Source organism: Nocardiopsis sp. NPDC006198, from assembly GCF_040613895.1.
Lineage (GTDB): Bacteria > Actinomycetota > Actinomycetes > Streptosporangiales > Streptosporangiaceae > Nocardiopsis > Nocardiopsis tropica.
Genome location: NZ_JBEXSY010000007.1, coordinates 24,723 through 36,502, shown reverse-complemented (window position 1 = coordinate 36,502; position 11,780 = coordinate 24,723). Strand labels below are relative to the sequence as shown.

Genomic DNA, 11,780 nt, shown 5'->3' with positions numbered 1-11,780 from the left:
GCCGGGGTCCACGTGATTCCAGGGGCTCAGGTGACGGTGTCCGCGGTCTCCCCGGCGCCCGCGCGAGCGGGACGCGCCCCCACACGGAGGACGGGCGGACGGAGAACCCCCGTCCGCCCGCGCCCCGCTGCGGTCACACCTGCTTCGGCGCCACCGCCTGCTCCTGGATCCGCTCCGCGATGAACTGGGTCAGGTCCTCGAAGCTCTCACCGGAGAACTCCGACATGTCCTCCAGGACGGACACGTTGTAGACGTCCTCCAGGGCCAGGACCAGCTGCACGATCGAGAACGAGTCCAGGTCGCTCATCTGCGAGGGCTCGGGGAGGTCGAACTGGGGCTCGTTCGACGTGAACATCAGGACGGTCATCGCCTGGACCTTGATCTGGGCCAGGATCTCGTTCCGGTCAACTGCGGCCATCGGTGCCGAACCTCTTCTCTGGGGTGGTGGGGGCGGGCGCTCTCAGTTGCTGCTCGGCGCCTGGGAGAGCCGCTGGACGAACTTGGCGCCGTAGCGCTCCCAGCGCGCGCGCTGGATGACGAAGTGCGAGGCGTCCTCCAAGCCGGGGGAGCGCGGAAGGCCGGCCGCGGGAGGGTTCTCCTCCATGACCATGGTCGGGTGGTTCCGCAGGCCGGTGGCCCTGTCCCCGGCGGACCAGAAGCGCACCTCGTCCACCGGCCAGGCCCTGAACGCGCGGTCCACGGTCAGCACGGTCGCCTCCAGGGCGATGCCGACCGCGTTCGACCCCTCGTCCACGACCACGTCCACCTGGATCCACCGCCTCTCGGTGTCCAGACGGGACAGCGAGCAGAACCCCAGGACGGTACCGTCGGCCGGGGAGACGGCGAAGAACTGCTCCGTGACGTCCGCCGTGTCGCGGGGGAGCGGCCGGACCAGGTCCTCCATTCCGGGGAATTCCCCGACGCCCTTCTCGGCCAGGGCCCGGACGACGCCCTCCGTTTCCAGGCTCCGGGTGGGGGACAACCGGATCCTGCGCGTTTCCACGGGTTTTTCTGTCACGCTCTCCTACCTCGACTCTTTATCGGTTCGCGTCGGCGCCCTTCCCGGCGCACGGTGGGGAAAACCCATTCCCGGAACCCGGGGGCAAAGGGTGACGGGGCGCTCGCCGCGTGTCCCGCCAGCGGGACACGCGGGCTCGGTCCACGTACCTTAGTCGCCCTTTCCGTCCCGTTTCCGGACCGGACGCCCCGGGCCTCGGCACGGGGCGTCCGCGGTGGCGTCCCGCCCTGCGGGACGGCCCCGGGGCGTGCCGGGCGGAGGGGCCGGCAAGGCCCGGTTCACCAGGCATCCGTCGCCCTTGCGGTCCGGGCCGTCCTGCGTCCGGGAGGCCGGGGGAGCGGCGCCGGAAGGACCGGCGGCACACCGCGGCGGCGTCGGCCGGGCAGGCCCTCCGTCCAGGCCGGCGCCGGGGAGGAGAGGGCTCCCGCCGGGCTTGCCGGCGACTGCGGGGGTCATTGGCGGAACCGGCGCCGTGCGGGGAATGGGCGGCTCGGAGGAATCGCCCCCGGGTAAATCGGCACAGATTCCCGGCGAGTGCGCTGTTATCGTGATGCAGTCCTGGCCACAAAGGTCGGACGGAGTCGCGGCGGGGTCACGGTTTGTTCCGAGGCCCCGGCCGGGATTCCTTTCTCCTGAAAGGTGAAAAAATGGCCGTGAGCGAAGTTCTCGACCTGCAGGTCCTCGAGTCGGAGTCCCTCCTGGAGGAAGGCGTCCTCCTCAACAGCGGCCTCAGCCTCGTGAGCTGCAGCTGACGTCGTCCCCCCCGGGCGGTGACGGCCCCCGGTAGGGGGTCCGCCACCGCCGCCTGAGGAGAGAAGGGTTGCCGCGGCCGGTCCTCCGGTCGCGGCAACCCGCCGCTTCGGGCCCGTCCCCTACGCGGTGACGGCGCCGCGGAAGCGCCAGACGCCCAGCGTCAGCAGGACCGCCGCGTACCCCAGGAGCACGCCGATGTGCGGCAGCACGTCCGTGAGGGTCGCCTGGTTGCGGATCAGTTCGCTGAAGGCGTCGTAACCCCACGCGTGCGGGGTGAGGAACGCGATCGTCGTCATCGTCTCGTCGAACGACTCCAGCGGGAGCATGGTCCCCCCGAGCGCCCCGGCGCCGAGGCTGATCCCCACGGCCGCGGCCAACGCGCCCCCCTCGGTCCGGGCGAGGCTGCCGAGCAGGAGCGAGGCTCCGCTGCTGACGAGGCAGAAGGCCGTGACCACCAGAGAGGTCGCCGGCAGGTCGCCCCAGTCCACGCCGAACATCAGGGCCGATCCGAACAGGATCAGCAGCGCCTGGGTCAGGGCGATGAGGAACCGGCCCAGGGCCTCGCCCAGCACGATGGACCCCGCCGAAGTGGGCGACGCGTACATGCGCCGCAGCACCCCCGAGCGTCTCGCCTGCACGATGCCCAGGGACGTGGTCAGCGCCGTGATGAAGGTGTAGAGCAGCAGCAGGGGCGGCGCCGCGAGGCTGTGGGAGGAGAGGCCCTCGGGGAAGGTGGCGTCCCCTGAGGTCGTCACCTCCACCTCGATGCCGGACACCTCGGTCTCCGAGGCGTTCTCCAACCGCTCGTCGAAACCGTCGTCCCGGACGGCCCCCGTCACCTGCGCGGTGCTCAGGAGGGAGGACTCCCGGGTCACGACCGAGCGCACCCAGATGCCCACGTCCGCGGCGGCCAGGTCGTCACTGCGAGTGACGAGTTCCAGCTCGGCGCGCTCGCCGTCCCGGATCCGGTCCTCGTAGTCGTCGGGGATGACGAGCCCGGCCTGGACGTCACCGCCCTCGACGAGGTCGCGCATCTCGCCCTCGTCCATGTGCAGGACGTCGATCCGCTCGTCCTCCTCCAGCGCGTCGACCAGGCGGTCGGCGAGCCCTGCCTGCGACGGGGAGGAGACCGCGAGCACGGGCTGCCCCCCTCCGTACATCAGGCCCATCATGAAGACCATGAGGAAGGGGAGCAGCAGGACGAAGAAGATGTTCGTCCGGTCCCGGAACACGCGACGGAGGTTGAGGACCCCGATGATCAGCGGCTTCATGCGTTCACCATCCGTCCCATACGAAACAGCGCGACGGTGGTGCCCACGAGGCCGAGGGCGAGGAGCACCGCGCACGGAAGGAGGACCACGTCGAGACCTCCCGCGGAGAGTTCGCCCAGTCCGAGGAGGAACCACCGGTGGGGCGTCAGGTAGCTGACGATCGCCAGGCCGTTGAGCTGCGAGATGGGGAACAGCGCTCCGCCGAACACCCCGAGCAGCATCGCCAGGACCGACAGCCAGTTGGCGGCCTGCTCCGAGCTCCGGGCGAAGCTCGCCACGGCCGCGGTGAGGCCGATGACGGCCGTCACGCCCGTGAGGATCAGCGCGCCGGCGCCCAGGGGGTCGCCCCAGTCGGCGCCGAAGAAGACCGAGGTCGCGACGGCCAGCACGGCCATGTTCGCGAGGCCGATGACCAGGCCGCTGGTGAGCTTGGCGATCAGGATCGCCCCGCGCGGGACCGGGCTGGCCAGCAGGCGGGCCAGGGTCCCGCCGGCCTTCTCGTCGAAGATGCTCGTGACGCTGAACATCGCCGCGAAGAAGACGAAGAAGAACGCCATCGAGGCGGAGTAGTAGGTGGCGTTGCCCAGCTCCCGCCACTCCAGATCCGCGTCCTCGGACAGGACGAGAGGCGCCTCGGCGGCCTCGGCCTCCTCCAGGAGGAGGGCCGCGTCCTCGGGGCTCGGCTCCGAGTCGAAGCCCGACGCGACAGCGAGGCGGATGCGCAGGTGCTCGGTCGCGAAGGCGCGGCCGATCTCCCGGGCGATGTGGGTCGCGACGGGGGCGTCGGCGTCCCCGACGACGGTGAGCACCGCGTCGTCGCCGTTCTCCAGGGACTCGGTGAAGTCCTCCGGGACGAGGAACGCGGCGTCCACGCCGCCGTCCTCGACCAGTGCGCGCGCCTCGTCCTCGGTGTCCGCCGTGGTCAGTTCCAGGACCCCGTCGTCGGCCAGGGGCCGCAGGGCCGCGTCGACGAACTCCTGGCCGAGGGAACCGGCGTCGCTGTCGACGACGACGTACTCGGAGCCCGTCTGCCGGGAGGTGTCGTCGCCGAGCAGCATGTTGAAGAAGAAGGCCACGCCGAGGGGCAGCAGGAGCCCGAAGACCAGCAGGCTGCCGTCCCGGAGCCGCTGGCGTACGTCCTTGGCCACGATGGCCGCGATCATGGTGAGCGTGTTGGGTCCGTTCGACATCGCTACTCCCGGAGTCCCTTCCCGGTGAGGCTGAGGAAGACGGCCTCGAGGTCCGGTTCCTGGACCTCGACCGACCGGATCCCGGCGCCGGCCCTGGTGAGCGTGTCCAGGATGAGGGGGAGGGCGTCCCTGGCGTTGGAGGTGAGGAGCCGGACCTGCGTCCCCTCGGAGGACACCTCGTCGATCGGCTCCAGCGCGCGCAGCACGTCCAGCACCCTCTCACCGGGGGCGTCCAGGGTGATCAGGACCGTGTCGTCCTCACCGACCTGCGAGACCAGCTCACGCTGCGTGCCCTCGGCCCGGATCTTCCCGGCCTCGATGATGCCGACGCGGTCGCACAGGCGCTCCGCTTCCTCCATGTAGTGCGTCGTGTAGAGCACCGAGACCCCGCCCCGGGTCAGCGTGTGGACGCTCTCCAGGATGGAGTTTCGGCTCTGCGGGTCCACGCCGACCGTCGGCTCGTCCAGAATGAGGAGTCGGGGGCTGTTGAGCAGGCCGAGACCGATATTGAGACGGCGTGCCATTCCGCCCGAGAATTGGGATACGGCCTCACCGGCGCGGTCGGAAAGGCCGACCGTTTCCAGGACCTCTTCGGTCTTGGCGCGCGCCTCGGATTTCGACAACCCGTAGAGTCGGGCGAAGAAGCGGAGATTGTCGCGCGCGCTGAGGTCGTGGTAGAGGGCGAGCTCCTGCGGGACGAAGCCGATCAGGGACTTGCTTTTCCTGTTCGTCACGCTGTGCTCGATGCCGTCGACCGTGATCGACCCCGAGTCGCGCTCCAGGATGCCGGTGATCATGCCGATCGTGGTGGACTTGCCCGCCCCGTTCGGCCCCAGGAGGCCGTAGGTCTCACCTTCCTCGATAAAGAAGCTGACATCGTCCACCGCCTGGTTCTTGCCATATCTCTTGCTCACTCCCCTGACTTCCAGAATGGGCACGGGTGCTCCTCAAATTCTCGGTGCCTGCGTAGATCCGCCGGGGCGTGCTGAGTCGGAATCGTGCTTCTCCCCCACCGTCTCCGGGAGATTGTTCATGGAGAGCTTTCCCGTGCTGCGCCCGGTGCCGGGTCAGTGAACCATAGGAAGGGGCGCGGAGTGATACCGGCGCCATTTCCGCAGGTATTCGCCCCGGGGTTCGGTGCGGGGTCGGCGCCGGTCAGCGCCGGTCGGTGAGGGTGTGGGCGAGGTCGGCGGGTGTGGGCATGGCTGCCATCTCCTGGCGCAGGGCGTCGGCGGCCCGGGTGTGGCGGGGGTCGTCCAGGAGTGCGCGTATCCCGGCGGCCACGGCGTCGGGGGTGAGCCGGTCGGGGTCCAGCACCCGGGCCGCACCGAGACCGGCCACGGACGAGGCCAGCAGGGACTCGTCGAACGTGGGCCGGGGGGAGACCAGCTGGGGCGCCCCGTGCGCCAGCCCGGTCAGGACGGTGCCCGTCCCCCCGTGGGTGATCATCGCGGCGCAGGTGGGGGCGAGTGCGTGCAGGGGCACGTACTCGACCAGACGCGTGTTGGCGGGGACGGCGCCGAGCTTGGCCTGCTCGTGGGCGGGCAGGGTGGCGACGATCTCCACGTCCAGGTCCGCCAGCCCCTCCAGGACCATGGGCACGTCCACCCCGAACCTGCCCAGCCACGCCGCCGTGCTCGTCCCGAGGCAGAGCCCGACGCGGGGGCGCTCGGGTGGGGTGCGCAGCCAGTCGGGGACCACGGCCCTGCCGTTGTAGGGGACGTAGCGCATGGGCAGGTAGTCCAGGTGGGAGGGCGTGTCCATCCTCAGGGAGGCGGGGATCTGTTCGATGGTGGCCTGTCCGTGGACCAGGGTCTCGGAGTACTCCACCCCGTACCGGGCGGCGCGCGCCCCCAGCCAGGCGGCCAGGGGGTCCTCCCGGTCTGTCTCGGGCTGCTCGGCCATCCGCGCCAGGAACCGCGCGCGCACGGCGCCGAAGACGTCCGCACCCCAGGGATGGCGCACGTGGGCCGCCCCGCACGCCTGCGCCGCGATCGCGCCGGAGAAGGTGATGGGCTCCCACACGACCAGGTCGGGCCTCCACTCCCGGCAGAACGCCACCAGGTCGTCCAGCATGGGGTCGTTCACCATCCGCCACCACCAGGTGACGACCTGCCTGTAGTCCTCCAGCTCCTCCGCCCAGGGGCGCTGCCCGCGCCCGCTGCCGAAGGCGGAGAAGAGGGGCACCCCTCCGCGCAGCCCGTCGAAGGAGGAGCGCGCGGTCAGGTGCCGCCAGAAGCCGTGGTCCCGGCCGACCGGGACGAACGGCAGACCGGTGTGCCGGACGACGGATCCCAGGGCGGGCTGGCTCGCCACCCGCACCTCGTGCCCGGCCGCGCGCAGGGCCCAGGCCACGGGGACCAGGCTCAGGAAGTTCGTCTTCTCTGCCAGGGACGCCACGACGACGCGCACGGTGGGCTCTCCTCGGGTCGCGGCCGACGTCGGCGCTGGGGGGATCGGACGACGCGCGGGGCATCCCGCGGCGCGGCGCCATGTCTACCAGTTCCGGCCGGGGTGCCACCCGCCCCGAACCGACCGCCCGGGTGGACGCGCCGCGTCCCCTCCCCTAGTCTGCCGAAGCGCTTCGAGGAGGTGCGGGACGTTGCGTGTGCTGTTGACGGTGGCTGCGGAGAAGCCGCACTTCCTGGGGATGGTGCCCCTGGCGTGGGCCCTGCGGGCCGCGGGGCACGAGGTGCGGGTGGCGAGCCAGCCCGCGCTGGGGCCGACGGTGGCGGCGACGGGCCTGCCCTTCGTCCCGGTCGGCCGGGACCACGGCTTCTGGCGGACGATGAAGGTCTTCGACCTCCACGACACCCTGAACGACGCCCCGCTGTTCGGGCGGGTGACCGCTCCCGACGACGAGGTCTCCTGGGAGTACCTGCTGGAGGGCTACCGCACGGTCGTCCCGTGGTGGTGGCGGATGGTGAACGACCCCATGGAGCAGGACCTGGTGGCGCTGTGCCGGGAGTGGAGGCCCGACCTGGTCGTCTGGGGATCGGTGAGCTTCGCGGGGGCGATCGCGGCGCAGGCGTGCGGGGCGGCCCACGTGCGCTACCTGTGGGGCGCCGACATCTTCGCCCGCACCCGCCGCCGCTTCCTCGCGCGGATGGCCGAGCAGCCCCCGGCCGAGAGGGAGGACCCCCTGGCCGCCTGGCTGGGCGCCCGCGCCGCCCGCCACGGCGTCGAGTACTCCGAGACCCTGGTCCACGGACAGGCCACCATCGAACAGATCCCCGCCTCCCTCAGGGTCCCCACCCCCCACGACCTCACCTACCTGCCGATGCGCTACGTCCCCTACAACGGCAGGGCCGTGATCCCCCACTGGCTGCGCACCCCGCCCGAGCGCCCCCGCATCGCCCTCACCCTCGGCACGACCCTCATGGGCCAGGACAGCGGGGGCAGGGCCCTGTTCCGCGCGCTGCTGGAGGGGTTGGCCGACCTGGACGCGGAGGTCGTCGCGACTCTTCCCGCCCGCGAACAGGACGCCCTCGGCCCCGTCCCCGCCAACACACGCCTGACCGAGTACGTGCCCCTGCACGCACTCGCCCCCACCTGCGACGCCATGGTCGACCACGGAGGATGGGGGACGGTCCTGACCGGGCTGGCGCACGGCGTTCCGCAGGTGATCGTCCCCAGCTGGTTCGACGACCCCATGCTCGCCGACATGCTCGCCGACGGGGGAGCGGCCATCACCGTCCCCCACCGGGCGATGACCGCGGAGACGATCAGCCGGTCGGCCTCCCGCCTCCTGGACGACCCGTCCTTCGCCCGGGGGGCCGCGGGCGTGCGCGAGGCGATGGCGGCCCTGCCGTCCCCGGCCGAACTCGCGGACGCGCTCGTGGGACTCGCCCGCGGCTGAACCCCGGGCCGGTCAGCCGGTGACGGCCTCCGCCGCGCTCCGGCGGACGCGGTCGACGAGGTCGGCCAGCTCCAGGACCGGCGCCGCGTCCACCGGCGCCACCCCGCGGACACCGTCGGCGAAGGCGTCCAGGAGGTTGCGGAACTGGTGGTCCGGCTCCGACAGCAGGTCCTCGGCCCCCGCCCCGGTCCGCAGCTCCAGGGTCGGCCGCAGTGTCTCCGGCGGGGTGAAGGCGCGGTCCAGCCGGACGGCGCCCGCCTCCCCCCAGACCGTGTACTCGTTGCGGTAGTGCAGCCCGAACCCGAACCCCACCTGCGCCGTCCTGCCGTCCGGGGCGCGCAGCAGCACCGAGCCGCGCACGTCCACCCCCGTGTCGGCGCCGTGCTCCAGGACCGCGCCGCCCACCCGGAGCCCGTCGCCCCACAGGAACTGCGCCAGCGCCAGCGGGTACACGCCCACGTCCAGGAGCGCCCCACCGCCCAGCGAGGGGTCGTGCCGGATGTCCCCGGGAGCGCGCTCGGGCACCCCGAACTCGCACATGAGCGCGCGCGGGCGCCCGATCGCGCCCTCCGAGACCAGCCGCCTCAGCTCGTGGTGCTGCCGGTGGTACCGGAAGGCGAAGTTCTCCATGACGGTCAGGCCGCGCCGCCCGGCCTCGGCCAGCAGTTCGGCCGACGTGTCGGGGCCGACCGTGAGGGGTTTCTCGGAGAGGACGTGCAGACCCGCCGCCAGGGCGCGCCCGACCCACTCGTGCCTCAGGCCGACGGGCAGCGGCACGTACACGGCGTCGAGGTCGTCCCGCGCGAGGAGATCCGCGTAACCCGTGACCGCCTCGCCGCCGAAGCGGTCCGCGAACCGGCGCGCCTTGGCGGCGTCCCGGCTGGCGACCGCGACGAGCCGCACCGAGGACGTCGCCGCGACGGACGGCAGGACGCGCCGCCACGCGATGTCGGCGCAGCCGAGCACCCCGAGCCGCACCGGTGCTCCCGTGCTTCCGAGCGTCGAGGACACACGACCTCCCTCGTGTCGGCCGGCTCCCGAGCGCCGGCTGCCGCGGCCCACTCCGGTCGCGCCGCCGCACATACTGCCAGAGCGCGACGGAGGGGGACACCGCCGTACCCGGGCCCGGCCCGCCGGGGGCCGGGCGGTCCCCGCTCCCCCGGAGCGCGCGGGCGCCGGCCCCCGCGCGGCGGGGGCTTTCGCGGAACATGCCCTAGTGTGTCCGGCGCCGTGCCGGGGCGCACAGACCCCGGACGGCCGAGATCCGGTGTCCACGGGGGCGGTCGGCGGCGCTTGCGCCCTCCCGCACCGCCCGCCCAGGAGGGGAGAACCACGCATGGAGACGAGTGACGAGGCCGCGGCCGTGCTCGACGCGGTCCGCGCCTACCACCGGTCCAGGCGGACCGAGCGCGAGTTCGTGCCGGGCGTGACGGAGATCTGGCCGTCCGGCGCCGTCCTGGACGAGGACGACCGGGTGGCGCTCGCCGAGGCCGCCCTCGACATGCGCATCGCGGCGGGCAGGAGCGCGCGCCGATTCGAGTCGGTGTTCGCCCGGAGGCTCGGGCGCCGCAAGGCCCACCTGACGAACTCGGGGTCCTCCGCCAACCTGCTGGCGCTGTCGTCCCTGACCTCCCACCTGCTGGAGGACGAGCGCCTGCGCCCCGGCGACGAGGTCGTCACGGTGGCGGCGGGGTTCCCCACGACCGTCAACCCCATCCTCCAGAACGGGCTCGTGCCCGTGTTCGTGGACATCGACCTGCGCACGTACAACACGACGGCGGAGCGCGTGGAGAGGGCGATCGGCCCCCGCACCCGGGCGATCATGATCGCCCACGCCCTGGGCAACCCCTTCCAGGCCCGGGAGATCGCGCAGATCGCGGAGGACCGGGGCCTGTTCCTCGTCGAGGACAACTGCGACGCGGTGGGCTCGTACTACGACGGGCAGGTGACGGGGTCCTTCGGCGACCTCTCCACGGTCAGCTTCTACCCGGCCCACCACATCACCATGGGCGAGGGCGGGTGCGTGCTCACGTCCAACCTCCTGCTGGCGCGCGTCGTGGAGTCCATGCGCGACTGGGGCCGCGACTGCTGGTGCGAGCCGGGGGAGAGCGACACCTGCCGGAAGCGCTTCAGCTACCAGCTGGGCACCCTGCCGCAGGGGTACGACCACAAGTACACGTTCTCGCACGTGGGCTACAACCTGAAGGGAACCGACCTCCAGGCCGCGCTCGGCCTCACCCAGCTGGAGAAGCTGGACTCCTTCGGGGAGGCGCGGCGGCGCAACTGGCGCCGGATGCGGGAGGGCCTGGACGGGGTGCCCGGCCTGATCCTCCCGGAGGCCACGCCGGGCAGCGATCCGAGCTGGTTCGGGTTCGTCGTCACCGTCGATCCGGAGGCGCCGTTCGGCAGGGCGGAGCTGGTCCGGTTCCTGGAGTCCCGCAGGATCGGCACCCGGCTGCTCTTCGCGGGAAACCTCACCCGCCACCCCGCCTACCTCGACCGCCCGCACCGGGTGGCGGAGAACCTGGACAACAGCGACATCGCCACCGACCAGACGTTCTGGACCGGGGTCTACCCGGGCCTCACGGACGAGATGATCGACTACGTGGTCTCCTCCATCACCGAGTTCGTCAAGGAGCGGGGCGCCGTCGCCCCCTGACCGGGGCCCCGCCCGCGGTCGCCGAGGGGCGGCCGGGCGCAGACCCCGACGGGGCGCCCCTGCGCGAAGGGCGCGCCGCGCGGTCGGCGGAAGCCCGGCGGCCCCGGCGCGTCCCGCGCCCGGAACGCGTCGGGGCGCGGCTCACGCGGACGGCAGGTGCTCGGGCATCCGGAAGTAGATCATCGGGTTGTCCCTGCTGGTGCGCACCGGCTCCCCCAGGCCCAGCTCCTCCTTGAGCTCCAGGAGCGCCGTGTACGGGGCGGGCGCCCTCCTGCGGGACGGCGTGAAGAAGTCCGTGCCCGTCCTCCGCAGCCACGCCAGCACGACCGCCCCCTCGGTCAGCGGCAGGGCCCGCCTGCCGTGGAAGACGTCGTGGACGCTGACCGGGGTCCCGGGCGCGACCCGGGGGAACAGTTCCGACAGGTACCACCGCGCGAACCGGCCGTTGTGGGCCGCGTCCACGAACAGGTAGCCGATCCCCTCCGGAACCCGGGACATGTTCTCCCGGATGTCGCCCTTGTGGAACTCCCAGCGGCCCAGCGACAGCTCGGAGGGCACGTTCGCCACCACGTTGTCCACGATGTCGAAGGAGTGCAGCGTCCCCGTCCCGTTGTCGCGCAGCGCCGACAGGATCCAGGTCGTGGACCAGCCGTGGAACGTGCCCAGCTCCATCACCGTGTCCGGACGGGTCTCGCGCAGGAGCAGGTAGGTGATCTCCGCTTCCAGGTCGTCGAGCTGCGGGGTCATGCGGTCCCGCGTGGCGCGGTGGAACGCGCGCTGCGCGTCGCGCACCTTCGCCAGCGGGTCGCGGTACTTGCGGTACAGGTCCCCGATCAACGACAGGCCGATGTCCCCCATACCGCTCCCCCGGTTCGCTCCGTGTGGGTCCGGTCCTCACCGTATCGACCCGGGGGGCGCCGGGCACCGGAAACCGGGCGCCTTCCCTCCCGGCGGGTCGCGGTCGGCGCCGGCGGGGCCGCGCGGCCGTCCGACCCGTCCGCGCCCCCGGCGGCCGGGGCCGGGAGCCGTG

11 protein-coding genes are annotated in these 11,780 nt (G+C 72.4%); 3 read left to right on the top strand and 8 right to left on the bottom strand.

From position 1 onward, the window contains the following. Positions 1 to 133 precede the first annotated feature (133 nt). Entirely contained in the window at positions 134 to 418 is a 285-nt protein-coding gene (locus tag ABZ234_RS07030; protein WP_267947207.1) for a hypothetical protein, read from the bottom strand. A gap of 42 nt (positions 419 to 460) precedes the next feature. Next, positions 461 to 1,018, bottom strand: coding sequence for a hypothetical protein (locus ABZ234_RS07025; RefSeq protein ID WP_267947206.1), 558 nt, complete (start codon positions 1,016 to 1,018; stop codon positions 461 to 463). A 647-nt stretch (positions 1,019 to 1,665) separates the two neighbouring features. Here ABZ234_RS07025 and ABZ234_RS07020 point away from each other — a divergent pair. After that, positions 1,666 to 1,770 carry a SapB/AmfS family lantipeptide gene (locus ABZ234_RS07020; RefSeq protein WP_267947205.1) on the top strand — a complete coding sequence of 35 codons (105 nt, stop codon included), beginning with the start codon at positions 1,666 to 1,668 and terminating at the stop codon, positions 1,768 to 1,770. 120 nt (positions 1,771 to 1,890) lie between these two features. Here the strand turns inward: ABZ234_RS07020 and ABZ234_RS07015 are convergent, their stop codons facing one another. From ABZ234_RS07015 to ABZ234_RS07000, 4 genes are all read right to left on the bottom strand, one after another. After that, positions 1,891 to 3,042, bottom strand: a complete 1,152-nt coding sequence (locus ABZ234_RS07015; RefSeq protein WP_355011357.1) for an ABC transporter permease — start codon at positions 3,040 to 3,042, stop codon at positions 1,891 to 1,893. After that, complete coding sequence (locus ABZ234_RS07010) at positions 3,039 to 4,232, bottom strand: ABC transporter permease (RefSeq protein WP_355011356.1); 1,194 nt, start codon at positions 4,230 to 4,232, stop codon at positions 3,039 to 3,041. Before ABZ234_RS07010 ends, ABZ234_RS07015 begins: the two co-directional genes overlap by 4 nt. 2 nt (positions 4,233 to 4,234) lie before the next feature. Then, the gene (locus tag ABZ234_RS07005; protein ID WP_344181811.1) at positions 4,235 to 5,170 is read right to left on the bottom strand and encodes an ABC transporter ATP-binding protein; all 936 of its coding nucleotides are present in this window, start codon (positions 5,168 to 5,170) and stop codon (positions 4,235 to 4,237) included. Between the two features lie 217 nt (positions 5,171 to 5,387). Further along, positions 5,388 to 6,644 carry an activator-dependent family glycosyltransferase gene (locus tag ABZ234_RS07000; RefSeq protein ID WP_355011355.1) on the bottom strand — a complete coding sequence of 419 codons (1,257 nt, stop codon included), beginning with the start codon at positions 6,642 to 6,644 and terminating at the stop codon, positions 5,388 to 5,390. 190 nt (positions 6,645 to 6,834) lie between these two features. Here ABZ234_RS07000 and ABZ234_RS06995 point away from each other — a divergent pair, with 190 nt between their 5' ends. Continuing rightward, positions 6,835 to 8,091 (top strand): activator-dependent family glycosyltransferase, encoded by a 1,257-nt coding sequence (locus ABZ234_RS06995; protein ID WP_355011354.1) that lies wholly within the window; start codon positions 6,835 to 6,837, stop codon positions 8,089 to 8,091. A 12-nt stretch (positions 8,092 to 8,103) separates the two neighbouring features. On the opposite strand, the gene ABZ234_RS06990 is transcribed toward ABZ234_RS06995, so the two are convergent. Continuing rightward, complete coding sequence (locus tag ABZ234_RS06990) at positions 8,104 to 9,102, bottom strand: Gfo/Idh/MocA family oxidoreductase (protein WP_355011353.1); 999 nt, start codon at positions 9,100 to 9,102, stop codon at positions 8,104 to 8,106. 325 nt (positions 9,103 to 9,427) lie between these two features. Between ABZ234_RS06990 and rfbH the strand changes: the two genes are divergently transcribed. Then, positions 9,428 to 10,750, top strand: a complete 1,323-nt coding sequence (rfbH, locus tag ABZ234_RS06985; protein WP_267947198.1) for a lipopolysaccharide biosynthesis protein RfbH — start codon at positions 9,428 to 9,430, stop codon at positions 10,748 to 10,750. Between the two features lie 141 nt (positions 10,751 to 10,891). Here rfbH and ABZ234_RS06980 read toward each other — a convergent pair whose 3' ends face one another. Next, positions 10,892 to 11,608, bottom strand: coding sequence for a class I SAM-dependent methyltransferase (locus tag ABZ234_RS06980; RefSeq protein ID WP_267947197.1), 717 nt, complete (start codon positions 11,606 to 11,608; stop codon positions 10,892 to 10,894). Positions 11,609 to 11,780 lie beyond the last annotated feature (172 nt).

Bases quoted from the DNA above. Each gene is read 5' to 3' on its own strand.
- rfbH (WP_267947198.1), top strand. From the start codon at position 9,428: ATGGAGACGAGTGACGAGGCCGCGGCCGTGCTCGACGCGGTCCGCGCC.
- ABZ234_RS07010 (WP_355011356.1), bottom strand. From the start codon at position 4,232: ATGTCGAACGGACCCAACACGCTCACCATGATCGCGGCCATCGTGGCC.
- ABZ234_RS06980 (WP_267947197.1), bottom strand. From the start codon at position 11,608: ATGGGGGACATCGGCCTGTCGTTGATCGGGGACCTGTACCGCAAGTAC.
- ABZ234_RS07020 (WP_267947205.1), top strand. From the start codon at position 1,666: ATGGCCGTGAGCGAAGTTCTCGACCTGCAGGTCCTCGAGTCGGAGTCC.
- ABZ234_RS07015 (WP_355011357.1), bottom strand. From the start codon at position 3,042: ATGAAGCCGCTGATCATCGGGGTCCTCAACCTCCGTCGCGTGTTCCGG.
- ABZ234_RS07030 (WP_267947207.1), bottom strand. From the start codon at position 418: ATGGCCGCAGTTGACCGGAACGAGATCCTGGCCCAGATCAAGGTCCAG.